The organism is Klebsiella sp. GB_Kp047 (assembly GCF_040065235.1).
GTDB lineage: Bacteria > Pseudomonadota > Gammaproteobacteria > Enterobacterales > Enterobacteriaceae > Klebsiella > Klebsiella quasipneumoniae.
In genome coordinates, this window is record NZ_JBEAJG010000039.1 from 259,860 (window position 1) to 275,869 (window position 16,010).

Genomic DNA, 16,010 nt, shown 5'->3' on the forward strand with positions numbered 1-16,010 from the left:
ACCCGGCCTACAGGATCCTCTCACAGGTTCACACGCCGTAGGCCCGCGCAAGCGCAGCGCCGCCGGGCGAGGGCATCAGGCACGGCGCTGCTTTTATGCCGGGTGGCGGCTGCGCCTTACCCGGCCTACGGCCCGAGCAACCAGTCATTAATTTACCCACTTGCGCGACTGAAACTGCCGGTGCTGGCGGCCTCAACATCGCTGAGACGTTCCCGGAAGGCCGGGGCAGCCCGCATGGATGCGGGCTGAGGGCCGTGTTTTGCAGGGACGCTGCCTCGGCCCGACCCGAAGCCTGCAGGGATAAGTCGAAGGCACCACGCAGTGGCGATGTTGCTGGCCGGAGCCCGGGGGTACAGGGGGCGGCGGCGACTGGCCGCCCCCTGTGCGCTCCCGGCGCCGTAAGTGACATAACGCAGAAGAACTAACCGGGAGCGCAATCTGCCCGGCATTAAAATAGAAGTTGTAGCCCTGCTAAACGCAGCGCGAGCAGGGACATTTCCGGTTGCGCCGATATTTCGCCGGGTGGCGGCTGCGCCTTACCCGGCCTACAGGGCCCTCTCACAGGCTCACACCCCGTAGGCCCGCGCAAGCGCAGCGCCGCCGGGCAATGACCGCCGGCACGGAGCCGCCTGTATGCCGAATGGCGGCACACGCCTTATCCGGCCGGGAACGACTGAACCCGCAGAAATATTTATCCGCTCCGCTATTCCAGCCGCCAGCTCAGCACCGGCCAGCCGTATCCGGCACCGGCCGCCTGCAGCTGCGGACAGGGATTGACCAGCCGCACGCGATCCGCATGCAGGCACAGCGGCAGATCGTTAATGGAATCGGTATAGAACGTCACCTCGCCGTTATACTGCGGATGCGCCTCGCGCCACTGCGCCAGACGCGCCACCTTTCCCTGCTGATAGCTGGGGATCCCGGCAATGACCCCGCTGTAGCCGCCGTCGACCATCGCCACGTCAATGCCCAGCGCCTGATCGATCTCCAGCGCGGCGGCCACCGCCTGCACCAGCAGGCTAACCGAGGCGGAGATAATCAGCATCTGCTCCCCCTCGGCCCGCAGACGACGAATGAGCTCCCACGCCTGCGGATAGACCCGGGGCAGGATCGCCTCGCGCACGCAGCGGGCCACCAGCGCATCAACGTCCGATTTCGGTATTCCGGCAAGCGGCGCCTGGATCAGGGCCACATAATCGGCGATATTCATCTCTCCCCGGTCATAATCCGCCATCAGCTGCGCCTCGCGGGCAAGATACCCCTTCTGCGTCGCCAGCCCTTCGCGAACCATAAACTGGCTCCAGACCGTACTGCTATCGCCCTGTATCAGAGTGTTATCGAGATCAAAAATCGTCAGCGTGTTGCCCATGGTACTTTCCCTTACTGGTCAAAATAAGCTGCCGGGAGCATGCGTAAAAAAGATGACAGGAAAATGAACCGGACGCCGCAGCGCCCGGCTCGTCGTCAGCCGGCGCGGACCTTGCCGGTGCGGAACACCAATACGATCCCGCCGACGATCGCCACCATACCGACCATCGCCGCCGCCGGCAGCCGGTTGCCCAGCAGCAGATAATCCAGCAGCGCCGTGATCGCCGGCACCAGATAAAAGAGGCTGGTGACATTGACGATATTTCCCGCGCTCAGCAGACGATACAGCAGCAGCTGGGCGACCACCGAAATCAGCAGCCCGAGAAACAGCACCGGAATAATCAACCCGACGTTAACGGTAAACCGGAAGCCGCTGACCGGGGCGATCAACAGGCACAGCCCCAGACTCACGGCATACTGCAGCGGCAGGACATCCGCCGGCGACTGACGGCTGCGCTTTTGCCACAGCGCGCCAAAAGTCATCAGCAGCAAAGCCGCCAGCGCAAACAGGATCCCCGCCATCGCCATGGGCGACGCCGCCAGGCTGCGCCATACCAGCAGCACCAGCCCCGCCAGGGCAAGCAGCAGCCCCAGCAGCCGCCGCCCCTGCAGGCGGTGCTCCACCACGCAAAGCGTGAGGATGGGCTGGATCCCCATGATGGTGGCGATAAGTCCCGGCGTCACGCCGTTGGCCATCGCCTCGAAGTAACAGACCGAATAGCCGCCAATCAGCATCAGGCCGGTGGCCGCGGTCTGCAGGCGGGTGCCCGGCGCGGGCAGCCAGCGCCGACGGACGATGGTCAGCGGCGCCAGCGCGACCAGGGCAATCAGAAAACGAAAGACCAGCAGCGCCATCGGCGAGGCGTTGTCCAGTCCCCAGCGGGTGAAAATGGCCGCACTGCCCCACAGCAGCACAAAAATGGCCGTTGTCGCCTGCGAGGCGAGCAGAGAATAGCGAACGTGCATAGCATGCTCCAGAACGTCAAACACAAGGTATCAAGCGTCATACCGGCAGGTAAGCGCCTGCTAAAGACGGCGCTAAGCGCCGAAAACAACCCGGTCTGGAGGGGGAGGCGGTGGGCAGAGCGTGGCGAAGCGATGATGAGGCGCAGACGTCATCCACCCCGCGTCGAAAGCGGCGCCGGGCAAAGTCTCACCAGAGATGGCGTAATGCGTCATGGAATGCCTCGTGAGATGTTGATGACAGAATCCTGGCACAGACCGTTGCGGAGTGACAACTGCCCTTTATGGCTGATCCACCCCAAGGCTGTTTATTTTAAATCGTAAATAAACGTAAAGGCGGCCTCGGCTTATTCAGCCGTTCTTTTTAATCGGCTATAAAACAAAGCAGTCTGCTTGCTACTTCGAAAATAACGATATGAAGCCAAAACTGAAGCATGCTCTCTTGTTAATTCCTTTTTTGCTGTTGGCAGGATGCTCCTCCTCACCGAAACAGGCAAAACATACAAAATCTCATGCGGATATGACCATTGACGGTGGATCGGACGATCTGATCCCGGTGGTGGCGGCTCTGCATGACCAGATGCACACCTGGCAGGGAACCCCCTATGAATGGGGCGGTACTGAACAAAGCGGCGTCGACTGCTCGGGTTTCGTCTGGCGCACGCTGAAGGATCGCTTTAACCTGCCGATGGAGCGGATCACCACCCGCGAGCTGCTGCACATGGGCGTGCGGGTCGATAAGCGTGATTTACGCCCCGGCGATCTGGTCTTCTTCCGCACCCGGGCCGGGATGCACGTCGGCTTTTACGATACCGATCATAATTTCCTTCACGCCTCGAGCAGCCAGGGCGTGATGCGCTCTTCGCTGGACAACCCTTACTGGGAGTCGGCGTTCTATCAGGCGCGCCGTCTGCCGAAGGAGTATAACGCGCAGATCACCATGAACAGCGACACCCTGCATCTGGCGAAGAATCGCCGCTAAAAAAAAAGCCGCAGCCTGGGCTGCGGCGGGTGGTTCTGAAGTTGATCAGAACTGGTAGGTCATGCCCAGCGCGACGATGTCGTCATCGTTGATGCCGAGTTTGTTATCGCTTTTCAGCTGGTTGATTTTGTAATCCACGAAGGCGTTCATGTTTTTGTTGAAGTAGTAGGTCAGGCCCACGTCAATGTAGTTAACCAGATCTTCGCTCCCCACCCCTTCGATATCCTTCCCTTTCGACAGCACATAGCCGAGGGACGGACGCAGACCGAAGTCGAACTGATACTGGGCCACCGCTTCAAAGTTCTGCGCTTTGTTGGCAAAGCCGCCGCTGATCGGGGTCATTTTGCGGGTTTCAGAGTACATGGTCGCCAGGTAGATATTGTTGGCGTCATATTTCAGGCCGGTCGCCCAGGCTTCCGCTTTCGAACCCTGGCCGCGGGCCAGCAGGTTCTGATCGTTGGTACGGTCGGAGCTGGTGTAGGCTGCGCTGACGGCGAAGTCGCTGCCGCCGAAGTCATAGCTTAACGAGGTGCCGACGCCGTCGCCGTTCTGTTTCTTCGCTTCACGGCCTTCGTTTTTACCCTGGTACTGCAGGGTCAGATCCAGGCCATCCACCAGACCGAAGAAGTCGGTGTTGCGGTAGGTCGCCAGGCCGCTGGCGCGCTTGGTCATAAAGTTATCGGTCTGGGCAGAGGAATCGCCGCCGAATTCCGGGAACATATCGGTCCAGGCTTCCACGTCGTACAGGGCGCCAAGGTTACGGCCGTAGTCGAAAGAACCGTAGTTCTTCAGCTTCACCCCAGCGAACGCCAGACGAGTCTTCTGGCTGGAGTCGCTCTCGGTTTTGTTACCCGAGAATTCAGATTCCCAACGGCCATAGCCGGTCAGGTCTTCGTTAATCTGCGTTTCGCCTTTAATACCGAAACGCACGTAAGTCTGATCGCCATCTTTGCTGTCATAATCGCTGAAGTAGTGCATGGCTTTGATCTTGCCGTACACATCCAGCTTGTTCGCGTTCTTATTATAAACTTCCGCTGCCTGCGTCGCTGTTGAAGCCACAAAGCCCATCATCATTAATGCCAGAGTACTCTTTTTCATTATTCAGTCCTGGTGATTTATTTATACGCGCTATTCAATTGCGGGCGCTCGCCCATCAAAAACTGGAGGTTTTTTAACGCCGGGATATTAAATATTTATGACAAGATGGAACTTTTTATAAAAAAGGGTATTTAAATGTATCTGACATATTTTTGTCACATTCCCTCTCCAGAATGCCCGATCCCGCGCAATAAAATGGCGCGCCCGCCGCCCCGGGTGTTGGCAAGCGGGCCGACTCCTGCTACAACATCAGCTCGATATCGATATTCCTTTTGAACGGCAGAGAATCATGAGTGAAAGCCAGACGCTGGTGGTAAAACTGGGCACCAGTGTTTTAACAGGCGGGTCCCGTCGCCTGAACCGCGCCCATATCGTCGAGCTCGTGCGCCAGTGCGCACAGCTGCACGCCATGGGACACCGTATTGTCATCGTGACCTCCGGGGCCATTGCCGCCGGGCGCGAGCACCTTGGTTACCCGGAACTGCCCGCCACCATCGCCTCCAAGCAGCTGCTGGCGGCGGTGGGACAAAGCCGTCTTATCCAGCTGTGGGAACAGCTGTTTTCTATCTATGGCATTCACGTTGGCCAGATGCTGCTGACCCGCGCCGACATGGAAGACAGAGAACGGTTCCTCAACGCCCGCGACACTCTGCGCGCGCTGCTGGATAACAGCATCGTCCCGGTCATTAACGAAAACGACGCCGTCGCCACCGCGGAAATCAAAGTGGGCGATAACGACAATCTCTCCGCGCTGGCCGCGATCCTCGCCGGGGCAGATAAGCTGCTGCTGTTAACCGACCAGCCAGGCCTGTTCACCGCCGACCCGCGTAGCAACCCGCAGGCGGAGCTGATTAAAGACGTCTACGGCATCGATGACGCGCTGCGCGCCATCGCCGGCGACAGCGTCTCCGGACTCGGCACCGGCGGCATGGGCACCAAGCTGCAGGCCGCGGACGTCGCCTGCCGCGCGGGGATTGATACCATTATCGCCGCCGGCAACCGCCCGGACGTCATCGGCCACGCGATGGAAGGCCTGCCGGTAGGCACCTGCTTCCACGCGCAGGAGTCTCCGCTGGAGAGCCGTAAGCGCTGGATCTTCGGCGCGCCGCCGGCCGGTGAACTGACCGTCGATGCGGGCGCGACCCAGGCGATCCTCGAACGAGGCAGCTCGCTGTTGCCAAAAGGCATCAAAATCGTCAGCGGCAACTTCTCCCGCGGCGAAGTGATCCGCATCCGCAATAGCGAAGGACGCGACATCGCTCACGGCGTCAGCCGCTACAACAGCGATGCGCTGCGCCTTATCGCCGGCCAGCACTCGCAGCAAATCGATGCCATTCTGGGCTACGAATACGGCCCGGTGGCCGTCCACCGCGATGATATGATCATCCGTTAAGGAGCTGAAAATGCTGGAACAAATGGGCATTGCCGCCAAAGCGGCCTCCTGGCAGCTGGCGTTACTCTCCAGCCGGGAAAAGAACCAGGTGCTGGAAAAGATCGCCGATTATCTGGAAGCGCAGACCGACGATATTCTGCGCGCTAACGCGGAAGATTTAGCCGAAGCTCGCGCCAATGGTCTGAGCGAAGCGATGCTTGATCGCCTTGCGCTGACCCCGGCGCGTCTGAGCGGTATCGCCAGCGATGTGCGCCAGGTGTGCAATCTGGCCGACCCGGTCGGCCAGGTGATCGACGGCGGGCTGCTGGACAGCGGTCTGCGTATTGAACGTCGCCGCGTCCCGCTGGGGGTGATTGGCGTGATTTATGAAGCGCGTCCTAACGTGACGGTCGACGTCGCCTCCCTGTGTCTGAAAACCGGCAACGCGGCGATCCTGCGCGGCGGAAAAGAGACCTGGCGCACCAACGCCGCCACGGTGAAGGTGATCCAGCAGGCGCTGCAGGAGTGCGGTCTGCCGGCCGCCGCGGTACAGGCTATCGAGAGCCCGGATCGCGCGCTGGTGGGCGAAATGCTGAAGATGGATAAATACATCGATATGCTGATCCCCCGCGGCGGCGCGGGCCTGCACAAGCTGTGCCGCGAGCAATCCACGATCCCGGTGATCACCGGCGGGATTGGCGTATGCCATATCTTCGTTGATGAAACCGCCGAGATCGCCCCCGCGCTGAAGATCATCGTCAACGCCAAGACCCAGCGGCCGAGCACCTGCAATACCGTGGAAACGCTGCTGGTGCACCGCAACATCGCCGACACCTTCCTGCCGGCGTTAAGCAAGCAGATGGCCGAAAGCGGCGTCACCCTGCACGCCGCCCCTTCCGCCCTCCCCGCGCTGCAAAACGGCCCTGCGAAGGTCGAGCCGGTGAAAGCGGAGCAGTATGACGACGAATATCTGTCGCTGGATCTGAACGTCAAAGTGGTGGCTGATATGGATGAGGCTATCGCCCATATCCGCGAACATGGCACCCAGCACTCCGACGCCATCCTGACCCGCACCCTGCGTAACGCCAACCGCTTTATCAATGAAGTGGACTCTTCCGCGGTCTATGTGAACGCCTCCACGCGCTTCACCGACGGCGGCCAGTTCGGCCTCGGCGCGGAAGTGGCGGTCAGCACCCAGAAGCTGCACGCCCGCGGCCCGATGGGGCTGGAAGCGTTAACCACCTATAAGTGGATTGGTTTCGGCGACGATACCATTCGTGCGTAAATGAGAACGGGCGATGCAAAAATAGGCAGTTGATTCCACTGACTATTGACGCATCGCCCGCTAAGTTCTAACCTTTTGCCTCGTGATTCACGCTCGTGAACACCTCTTGCAGGGCCGATATAGCTCAGTTGGTAGAGCAGCGCATTCGTAATGCGAAGGTCGTAGGTTCGACTCCTATTATCGGCACCATTCTAACGTCTCCCCAAGTCTACTAAAGTTCACTGAAACCCCTTATAATCTGCGCTTTACAGCCCCTTTTGGTATTTCTACGTCTACTACAGTTCCCTGAAATCTACGGTCGTTTGGGGGTACTTATGGGGGTATATGCTGTTCGGTCTAAAGGAGGTACCCCCAAGTGAAACTTAACGCCCGGCAGGTGGAGGCCGCTAAACCTAAAGATAAGCCTTACAAGCTGGCTGATGGTGGCGGTCTGTATCTCCTTATCAAACCTAATGGCGGCAAATACTGGCGGCTCAAATATCGTGTAGCCGGCAAAGAGAAGCTGTTAGCTCTGGGTGTCTATCCTGAAGTCACATTGGCCGATGCTCGGGCAAAACGTGAAGAAGCGAAAAGGGGTATCGCTGGGGGTATCGATCCTATGGAAGCGAAACGGGAGGAGAAGATTGCCCGTGAAATTCAGCTAAACAACAACTTCAAAGATATTGCCCTTGAATGGCACAGCAGCAAACTAAAAAAATGGTCTGCTGGTTATGCTTCAGACATCCTCGAAGCCTTCAATAAAGATGTGTTCCCATACATTGGCAAAAAACCAATAGCCGAAATCAAACCGCTTGAACTGTTGAATGTGCTGCGGCGCATTGAGGGGCGCGGCGCTACCGAAAAGGCAAGAAAAGTTAGGCAGCGCTGTGGGGAAGTTTTCCGTTACGCAATAGTCACCGGTCGAGCTGAGTATAACCCCGCCCCGGATCTCACCAGCGCGATGCAAGGGCACGAGTCCAATCATTTTCCTTTCCTCACACCTAAAGAATTGCCTGATTTCTTCAATGCGTTGTCAGGATATTCAGGAAGCGAGTTAGTAGTTTTGGCTGCTCGTCTGCTGATTATCACCGGATTGCGTCCCGGCGAACTCCGTGGGGCATTTTGGGATGAAATCAATATCAGTAAGGCGGTCTGGGAAATACCCGCCTCACGCATGAAAATGCGTCGCCCTCATGTGGTGCCGTTGTCCAGGCAAGCTCTTACGCTTATTGGTCAGATCCAAGAGCTAACAGGCAATTACCCGCTTGTGTTCCCAGGCCGTAACGATCCGCGGAAAACAATGAGTGAAGCCAGCATAAACCAAGTCTTCAAGCGGATTGGCTATAACGGAAAAGTCACCGGGCACGGTTTCCGGCACACCATGAGTACCATCCTGCACGAACAGGGCTACAACACCGCGTGGATTGAAACGCAACTGGCACACGTCGACAAAAACTCTATACGAGGAACGTACAACCACGCCCAGTATCTGGATGGCCGCCGCGAAATGCTCCAGTGGTATGCCGACTATATGGAGGCGTTGGAAAACGGCGAAAATGTAGTGCACGGAACGTTTGGGAAAAGCGCTTAACTGTATGTATAGACAGTGCTAATTGACAGTAGTAGACTTCTGTAGACTATCGTTAGCAGGAAGCTTTTATGCGAGAAAACATCCTCAACATGCCCCATCATCTTCGCCGACAACGTGTGGTCACTGCTGAACAGGCTGCAATGGCTATGGCCGGTGTGTATCGTTTTGCATGCTTAAGAGAATTTGATAAAAGTTATGACCCCGAAAGATACAACATGGCTTGTAGCTATTTTCGTATCATTCAAGCGGCTCTTAACAAAGAGCTAAGCCCGAAAACTGTTTGGACTGATATCGGCGGTAATTTTGTCAACGCTGAGTTTTACGCTGAAGATATTTGGTCCTGGGCAATCAAAGAGCTATCTGCTGAAGATGTATGGTATGGCTGTGAGGAAGAAAATGCAGCTCATGCTAATGAACATGTTCCTGGGGTATGGGGCGAGTTCGCTGGCAAAGACACTGCTTTGAAATTGATCGCTGGTATGGCGATTGCGCTTGAAAAAGCGGGTGGAAAATATGTTCGCGGTAAGAAATTGAACAAATCCGAAGTTGCCAGAAGTGCCTCAAGAATCATATTGGAGCATGGCGATGGCATCGATGTGACTGATAAGGCATTGACTATGCTAATTGATGAAGCTCTGAACACGTACGCTTCCAAATAGCCCGTAAGGATTTCCAAAAAGACGATCTACAGGTTCTAAAACTTCTGGCCGTACTTCTGTTTCCGTGGAAGAGCTGCTTCCAACTGATTTACTGTGACTTCCACAACTACCCTCTTGTTTTTGCTGAAATATACCTCGTAGACCACATTAGACTTCGAGAGGTATATATGTCCCAATCCCTTATCCGCTTACCTGAAGTTCAGCGTAGAACCGGCTATAGCAAGGCTTGGATCTATCGACTCATGGCTGAGCAACGTTTCCCCTCATCCATAAAAATTGGTTCTCGAGCAATTGCTTTCATTGAAAGCGAAATTGATGAATGGATTAGTGAGCGCATTGAATCGTCACGCAGCCAAACGAACTGAGATTCCGTGAGCTGAGATAATTTGCGAGAGTTTGCACTTCAGATCTCGCAGAATAAGTTCGTCGCGACAGCTCACTAAAAAATTCAAAAAGGTTAATGCCATGAAGAACAATTATGCCCGTCTGGGGCAGGGCTTCGCTCACCCTAAAAACTCCTTGCCTTGTTATTCAACTGAAGGGTATGCTTTAAAAGCACCAGCAAAATCTGGTGTCAGGATTGGCGTCCTGAATGACTGTATGGCGACACATGACGCGCCAAGCGTCTTTTTTTGTGCCGTTGATCCGTCTCACCTATTTTCACGCGTTGTGGTTCAAAACCGCTCTGCTAGCAAAATTATGGTGGGCTGGGTGGGGGCGGAGAAATCCGCGCCGGAGTCCATACAGTCCGGTTACGCCAACCCTGCTCAGTCCACCACCAGTGAAATTGGCGTTTCCGGTGGTGGTTATCTAGACCACTGTATGGAGGCTGCCACATGGCTACTACCCCAACCCAAAAACTGCCCAAATTCACCTGGCTTTTCCTCGGTACGCCGAAAGGCCGGACCTGTACTCCCGTTGTTATCCGCATCGTTGCCGACAGTGAGCAAGAAGCCCGCGAGTTTTATTCCCGCTGGGATCTTATCTTTGCCGCCAAAATTCGCTCTGAATGTTCGCTTTATCAATACAGTAGCGGCGCGTTTGAACTGGATGTTGCGAAACTGGGAGGTAGCCATGTTTAACCTCCAGACCCTGACAGCTAAAGCCCGCGAGCTGCGCGGCAACGTGGTAAAAGCCACTACCACGAAAGGCACCCGCACCATGACCCCCGTTTACGAACGGGAAGAGCAGCGCAAACTGCGCGAACGCATCCAGCAGACCCAGCCGGAGTGGGTTTTACTCTGGTGGGATATTGCGACCGTAACCGGCTGGCGTACCAGCGACGTGTGCAACTTCCGTTACTCCTGCATCAACTGGGAAACCGGCATTGCAACAATCATCGTGGCGAAGCAGACCAAAGCAGCGGAAGCCAGAGCGACCCGGAAGGGGATCGAGATTGTTCGCCAGCAGCGCAAGGACGCTGCCCGGCTTGCTGGCGATCACATTGGGTACATGCACTGGGATAGCGTGAGCTGCGACGAGCTGGCCGCCGGCATGACGGAAGAAGAACAGGCGATTGTGTTTGAGCTGGTGGCAAAGGCTGAAGTGAAGCACGACACCAAACAGCTGCCGCCGGGCATCATCAAACGACTGCGGGAACGCATGGAGCGCAATCTTATCGGTGACGACCTGGTATTTTCCCGCAGCCAGATTGAAAGTAACCGTTGCCAGTCTCTGGAAGGTAGCGTTAGCCGTCAGACGATCTGGAAGAAACTGCACAACGTCATGGTGTGGTTTACCCGCGTAGTAAACACGCGTCTGCGCCTGAGCGCCTATTCCAGCCGCAAAATTGCCGCCTTTAATCTCATGTCCGCCGGCGGCGAACAGGGCTTGCTGGTCGCCTCTGAAATGCTCGGACACAGTAACCCGGCAATCACCCGGACTTATCTCCAGCTGGGGAGCAAGGCCGCGGCTATCCAGACACGCCTCGCTATGGAGGTGAATGCATGACAAAGCCAACTCAAAACGAATCCATTGCCATGCTGACGACCAGCGCAGGCCAGGCGCTTGAATACAGCCGTCAGGCGCTTGCCGTTCTCGATATGTGGATAAACACCCTGGCGCCGGATGATGAAATGGAAAGCTTTCGTGTCGCGGCGGTTCACAGCCTGGTCAGTCAGGCATCGGAATATTTGGTGAAAGTCAGGGAGGTCAGACCATGACCGCTATTTATAATCTGGTGCGCTGTAGCGATGGCAAAACTGTATTCAGTTTTCCGGCCGGCGGCCGCTATCTGGTGGACACGTCGAATGGGTTGCAGTCGATGCGCCCCCTTATGGACGACGAGATCCTTTTCACGGTGGAGAGTGCCGCGCGCTTTCTGAAGAAGATTGGTTATCAGGTAATCCCGCCAGCGGCGTGAGGTAAAAAATATGACGATTAAAATTTCCGGCTTAGCTGCTGGTGGCCGCGCTCACCCTGAAATCAGGCCGGGCGATAAATGGAAGGACAGCCGGGGCAGCATCGTAATTATCGAAAGTTACCGATTCGACAGAGTGACATATTGCCGCGAGGGGTACAGCTCACCGTGTTTTTGCACGCCAGAAAGACTGGCGCGGGAATTTGAATTTATTTCTTCTGCGCCGGGCACCGGTGGAAGAGATATCGATCGAATTATGCGGGTGCAGGGCATCGAACGAATTCGGGTTATGCGGGAAATCATCAGGGAGCGAGGGAACAGAAAATGAAGAATGCACCAAACCTTAAAAAGCAGCCTGCGGATCTCATGGAGGAGTCAATCATCTTTGCCGGCGCCGATGCCTGGACTTTCGCCAAAGCATGGCAGGAAATGAACCCGATTGGCGATACGGTGCCGCCGGTTGTGCTGGATAAAAAGCAGCTGGCAGAGCTGGAGAATATCCGCATTGTGGATGATGGCCGGCTCTATGCGCGGGTTTGCCGCGGCGGGCATCTGACCGAACGGCAGATAACCATTCTCGCGACAAAGCTGGCGGTGGCCGGCGTGGAGCGCGCGCAATTCTACTCTGAAGGTTATCAGCTTCTGGAGGACTGGACGCCGCAGCTGCCGCGCCTCAAAGCCGATGCGGAAGCCGGCAAAAGTATGGTGATCGGCAAACCGCTGACGGATGTAAACCTCCGCGACCTGGCTGATAACGAAAAGGCGCTCATACTGGCCGCGCGTTACACCGGCATTGCAATCAACGAAAACAGCGAGGGCGTGTACGTCTACCGCGCCGGCATTTGGGAGAAAACGTCTATGCTCGAGCTGAGCCGCGAAATGGTGGCTATCTACAACGAGAACAAAACCAACTTCAGCAAGCGCGCGATCAACAACGTTATCGACGCCCTGAAAATCGTTATCCCGGTGATGGGGGAGCCGCGGCGGAGCCTGATCCCCTTTGCAAACGGTGTCTACGATATGGAAACCGGCGTTTTCTCCGAACACAGCCAGGATAACTGGCTGACCAACCACAACGGCGTGACCTACACGCCGGCGGTGCCGGGCGAAAACCTCCGCGACCACGCGCCGAACTTCCATAAGTGGCTAAGTTACGCATCAGATAGAGACGCAATTAAGATGCAGCGCATCGCTGCAGCGCTCTTTATGGTGCTGGCGAACCGGTACGACTGGCAGCTGTTCCTCGAGATAACCGGTGAGGGCGGTAGCGGGAAAAGTGTCTTTACCCATATCGCTACGATGCTGGCCGGTGCGCATAACACCGCCAGCGGGAACATGGCGGCGCTCGACAGCGCGCGCGGGCGGGCGCAGTTCGTCGGGAAAAGCATGATAACGCTTCCTGATCAGCCCAAATATTCAGGAGAGGGTACCGGGATAAAAGCGATAACCGGCGGGGATGCCGTGGAGATCGACCCGAAACACGAGCACCAGTACACCGCCGTTTTGCGGGCGGTGGTTGTGGCCACGAACAACACGCCGATGATTTTCACCGAACGTGCCGGCGGCGTTTCCCGGCGACGCGTAATTTTCCAGTTTAACCGGCGCGTCAGCGAGGAGGATAAAGATCCCGACCTGGCAGAAAAGATATCCGCTGAAATTCCGGTGGTGGTTCGTCGGCTGCTGGCGAACTTTGCGAACCCGGAAAAAGCGCGGGCGCTGCTGCTGGAGCAACGGAACAGCGAAGAAGCACTGGAGGTGAAGCAGAAAACGGATCCGCTTTATGCCTTCTGCGCGCATCTTGAGCGGCTGGCTGATTGTGCGGGAATGATGGTAGGAAACCGCAATCCGCCTCACTATCCGCGAATTTATCTCTATCACGCTTACCTGGCATTCCTGGAGGCCAACGGTTTCGACAAGCCGCTGACGCTGAATAAATTCGCAGAGGGGATGGAAAGCGCGATGAGGGAGTTTAATCACGAGTACCGTAAGGAACGGAGAGCCCGTGGCATGGTGACCAACGTTGAACTTTCAGAGAGTGCGGAAGACTGGTTACCTCAGACGCATCCTGTAGCCGGTCATAAAGAATGAAGTTCAGATAAATATGGAGAAAGGTATACATGGTATACATCGAGAGAATAATTTATATATAAATCAGTGAAATAAACCATGTATACCTTGTTTTCAGGTATACACAGGGTGTACATGGTGTTCATTCTCTCATTAACCATCTGATCGTTTATTAAACAGAATGATGTATACCGTGTAGACCTGAAATCCCAAAATGTAGGCTGGTGTTCATAGGTTAATATTATGTTTTATAAGCAATTTATAGCCTTTATGAACACCATGTATACCTTGAGGGCAAATTCTTTAAAACGCATCCATTCATTTCACGTTGTGCATCCCCTCGATTTCATTACCATCATTTCATTACTTGCAATGATTATTGTGATTGTTGCGTTTTTTATCATGTGATAACCAAGGGGGAAGCATGAAAAAGGAACACGTGAAACCCGTTCTTCTGAGCGCTGCTCAGGTTGCGGCATTAAAAGCCATCCAGGAGCAGGAACGCCAGAAATCCGGGTTTGGTATCGCACCATCAATCCATGATGTGGCGAGAAAAATATTTGATGTTGGGCTATTCAGAATGGAGGTAAGCCAGTGAGTTACGAAATTAAAATTGGGCAAAGAAGCATTGCTATCACTGATAACGTTTCTGAAGTGGTTGCGCCTAATGAGCAGATGGCGATTCTTTTTAAAGGGATGGCGAATATTTTTGGTGATCTGCGGGCCGTGGCAATGTTAGCTGAGGCGGAAGCCGATGCCGTAGAGGTTATCCGCAATGATCCGGATTTAAACGAAGCAGCAAAAAACCGCCGGGCCAGAGATGCGGCAAATAGAGACACACTCACGGCTTTCACTAGAAGTACGGCGATGATCAGCGAACAAGCTGAAAATATTCTCAATTATCTTAAGACCAAACTGGCCCCAGTTGCTCCGTTGGCCGAGGGTGATGTTGTCGGATTTATGCGAGATAGTGAGCTACGGAATGTATTTCGCTCGCTGGATGGAGCTGCGAAAGAAAAGCTGATGGTAGCAATGTATGCCGGGAATCAGACTGATTTATGTGACGCCCTGCTACGAGGTAACGCCATTTGCTCAGGCGTAACAGATTCTCAGCTGGAGCGACTGACTTTTGCCCGTATCGCCACAGATAACGGAGCCGTTATCAAATCTGTTTCTAACTTGGTAAAAGCCATTAACCGCAACCTGCAGCAAATCATCGCTGTTCGCACATGGTATGCAAATCTGGTATTTGGAAGCAATGACGACCCTCGCGATGTGGCTCCTCGAGTCTCCGGGCTGGCGAATCTGTCCGAGTACATTGATGGTATGGAAAAAATTAATTCCCGACAGGGTAAAGCAGATGATGAAAATGGGAAACAGGCCGCCTGATGGCGGCTTTTTTCTGCCCGGAGGGAAACACACGATGCTGTTAAGTAAATCAGCCTACGCCAGGCATATGGGCGTTAGCCGACAAACAGTTTACGGCTGGATAGCACGTGGTGAGATTGTGCTATCAGGCGATAAAGTGGATGTTGAAGCAACACAGGCGAAGCAAAATTCTGCTGGTGCTGGTGCTGGTGCTGGTGATCATCACAATGCAATGACGTGGGCGCAGGCCGCCGCGTGGGTATGGGGGCATGACGGCGGGAAAGAGCTGCCGGCTGATATTAATGCTGGCCAGCGAATAGAGGCAGCAGCCGCTGAGCTGGGTTTTGATGTTCAGCACGAGTCCGATGAACAATTGCTGATTCTCTTCCGGCCGGATGAAGAAACCCACAGCTTCTATGGCAAAGACCGTGCAGCAGGCGCTTTACGGTTTCTTCGTTCTGAGCTGGCTTACGTTGCCACAATGCACCCCGATACGCTGGATGACTGGAACAAAACTGGTTTAATGTCACTCTGCCTGCTGGACGGCGAAAAACTGTAAACCCCCCAGCCCTCAAACTTGACACTTTTTCGCGAGAAACTGGGAAAAGTGTCAACCCAACCTAACGGATCCTGACGCCTGCGAACAGCAGCTAGAGCAGAAGTGTAAAGGGCTGGCGTTGAGCTTTGTTGAGCCCGGCGGTTAGCTTTTGTTAGTCCTGATGCGAAGCAGCGCAGGTGTCAGCCTGTTATGGTTTGTTATGCCTTACTAGGGAAAACCAGGGGGAAAGTGACAACCTCTCCCCCTTTAGAAAACTTCAGGTACAGCTCGTTGGTTGCATCAGTCAAAACCTGTCACCCGCTGGCTATACCAGCGGGAATTTTTGGCTCTAAACGCTCTAAGTTACAGTTGATGTGATCT

18 protein-coding genes, 1 tRNA gene and 1 pseudogene are annotated in these 16,010 nt (G+C 55.2%); 17 read left to right on the forward strand and 3 right to left on the reverse strand.

Annotated elements, in window-relative coordinates; translation table 11 throughout:
- Nucleotides 1-703: 703 nt before the first annotated feature.
- The gene (locus ABLV76_RS18670; protein WP_094309507.1) at nucleotides 704-1,369 is read right to left on the reverse strand and encodes an HAD family hydrolase; all 666 of its coding nucleotides are present in this window, start codon (nucleotides 1,367-1,369) and stop codon (nucleotides 704-706) included.
- A 95-nt stretch (nucleotides 1,370-1,464) separates the two neighbouring features.
- Entirely contained in the window at nucleotides 1,465-2,334 is an 870-nt protein-coding gene (locus tag ABLV76_RS18675; protein ID WP_094309506.1) for a DMT family transporter, read from the reverse strand.
- Between the two features lie 412 nt (nucleotides 2,335-2,746).
- On the opposite strand from ABLV76_RS18675, the gene ABLV76_RS18680 reads away from it, so the two are divergent.
- Entirely contained in the window at nucleotides 2,747-3,313 is a 567-nt protein-coding gene (locus tag ABLV76_RS18680; RefSeq protein ID WP_032426068.1) for an NlpC/P60 family protein, read from the forward strand.
- Nucleotides 3,314-3,358: 45 nt separating this feature from the next.
- Here ABLV76_RS18680 and phoE read toward each other — a convergent pair whose 3' ends face one another.
- Nucleotides 3,359-4,411 carry a phosphoporin PhoE gene (gene phoE / locus ABLV76_RS18685; protein WP_004204700.1) on the reverse strand — a complete coding sequence of 351 codons (1,053 nt, stop codon included), beginning with the start codon at nucleotides 4,409-4,411 and terminating at the stop codon, nucleotides 3,359-3,361.
- Between the two features lie 289 nt (nucleotides 4,412-4,700).
- On the opposite strand from phoE, the gene proB reads away from it, so the two are divergent.
- From proB to ABLV76_RS18765, 16 genes and pseudogenes are all read left to right on the forward strand, one after another.
- The gene (proB, locus tag ABLV76_RS18690) at nucleotides 4,701-5,804 is read left to right on the forward strand and encodes a glutamate 5-kinase (protein WP_048294226.1); all 1,104 of its coding nucleotides are present in this window, start codon (nucleotides 4,701-4,703) and stop codon (nucleotides 5,802-5,804) included.
- Between the two features lie 10 nt (nucleotides 5,805-5,814).
- Nucleotides 5,815-7,068: a glutamate-5-semialdehyde dehydrogenase gene (gene proA / locus ABLV76_RS18695; RefSeq protein ID WP_004147253.1), complete on the forward strand. Its 1,254-nt coding sequence runs from the start codon at nucleotides 5,815-5,817 to the stop codon at nucleotides 7,066-7,068.
- Between the two features lie 113 nt (nucleotides 7,069-7,181).
- A tRNA-Thr gene (locus ABLV76_RS18700) sits at nucleotides 7,182-7,257 on the forward strand.
- A 166-nt stretch (nucleotides 7,258-7,423) separates the two neighbouring features.
- Nucleotides 7,424-8,638 (forward strand): integrase arm-type DNA-binding domain-containing protein, encoded by a 1,215-nt coding sequence (locus ABLV76_RS18705; protein ID WP_032416079.1) that lies wholly within the window; start codon nucleotides 7,424-7,426, stop codon nucleotides 8,636-8,638.
- Between the two features lie 68 nt (nucleotides 8,639-8,706).
- Entirely contained in the window at nucleotides 8,707-9,297 is a 591-nt protein-coding gene (locus ABLV76_RS18710) for a hypothetical protein (RefSeq protein WP_020802548.1), read from the forward strand.
- 167 nt (nucleotides 9,298-9,464) lie between these two features.
- On the forward strand, nucleotides 9,465-9,662 hold the full coding sequence (locus ABLV76_RS18715; protein ID WP_045339018.1) for an AlpA family transcriptional regulator: 198 nt from the start codon (nucleotides 9,465-9,467) through the stop codon (nucleotides 9,660-9,662).
- A gap of 235 nt (nucleotides 9,663-9,897) precedes the next feature.
- Nucleotides 9,898-10,086: pseudogene (locus ABLV76_RS18720) on the forward strand (ash family protein); the annotation flags it as partial.
- 47 nt (nucleotides 10,087-10,133) lie between these two features.
- The gene (locus ABLV76_RS18725; RefSeq protein WP_020802552.1) at nucleotides 10,134-10,379 is read left to right on the forward strand and encodes a host cell division inhibitor Icd-like protein; all 246 of its coding nucleotides are present in this window, start codon (nucleotides 10,134-10,136) and stop codon (nucleotides 10,377-10,379) included.
- Entirely contained in the window at nucleotides 10,372-11,247 is an 876-nt protein-coding gene (locus tag ABLV76_RS18730) for a tyrosine-type recombinase/integrase (RefSeq protein WP_021312336.1), read from the forward strand. The genes ABLV76_RS18725 and ABLV76_RS18730 overlap by 8 nt, the downstream gene beginning before the upstream one ends.
- The gene (locus ABLV76_RS18735; protein ID WP_017880047.1) at nucleotides 11,244-11,459 is read left to right on the forward strand and encodes a hypothetical protein; all 216 of its coding nucleotides are present in this window, start codon (nucleotides 11,244-11,246) and stop codon (nucleotides 11,457-11,459) included. Before ABLV76_RS18730 ends, ABLV76_RS18735 begins: the two co-directional genes overlap by 4 nt.
- Nucleotides 11,456-11,659: a hypothetical protein gene (locus tag ABLV76_RS18740; protein WP_020802561.1), complete on the forward strand. Its 204-nt coding sequence runs from the start codon at nucleotides 11,456-11,458 to the stop codon at nucleotides 11,657-11,659. The genes ABLV76_RS18735 and ABLV76_RS18740 overlap by 4 nt, the downstream gene beginning before the upstream one ends.
- Before the next feature lie 10 nt (nucleotides 11,660-11,669).
- Complete coding sequence (locus tag ABLV76_RS18745; protein WP_032416075.1) at nucleotides 11,670-11,984, forward strand: DUF4222 domain-containing protein; 315 nt, start codon at nucleotides 11,670-11,672, stop codon at nucleotides 11,982-11,984.
- Complete coding sequence (locus ABLV76_RS18750; protein WP_004191845.1) at nucleotides 11,981-13,744, forward strand: primase-like DNA-binding domain-containing protein; 1,764 nt, start codon at nucleotides 11,981-11,983, stop codon at nucleotides 13,742-13,744. The genes ABLV76_RS18745 and ABLV76_RS18750 overlap by 4 nt, the downstream gene beginning before the upstream one ends.
- A gap of 403 nt (nucleotides 13,745-14,147) precedes the next feature.
- Nucleotides 14,148-14,321, forward strand: a complete 174-nt coding sequence (locus ABLV76_RS18755) for a hypothetical protein (RefSeq protein ID WP_204361743.1) — start codon at nucleotides 14,148-14,150, stop codon at nucleotides 14,319-14,321.
- The gene (locus ABLV76_RS18760) at nucleotides 14,318-15,112 is read left to right on the forward strand and encodes a hypothetical protein (RefSeq protein WP_032416072.1); all 795 of its coding nucleotides are present in this window, start codon (nucleotides 14,318-14,320) and stop codon (nucleotides 15,110-15,112) included. The genes ABLV76_RS18755 and ABLV76_RS18760 overlap by 4 nt, the downstream gene beginning before the upstream one ends.
- Nucleotides 15,084-15,650: a helix-turn-helix domain-containing protein gene (locus tag ABLV76_RS18765; protein WP_223371149.1), complete on the forward strand. Its 567-nt coding sequence runs from the start codon at nucleotides 15,084-15,086 to the stop codon at nucleotides 15,648-15,650. The genes ABLV76_RS18760 and ABLV76_RS18765 overlap by 29 nt, the downstream gene beginning before the upstream one ends.
- Nucleotides 15,651-16,010: the final 360 nt, after the last annotated feature.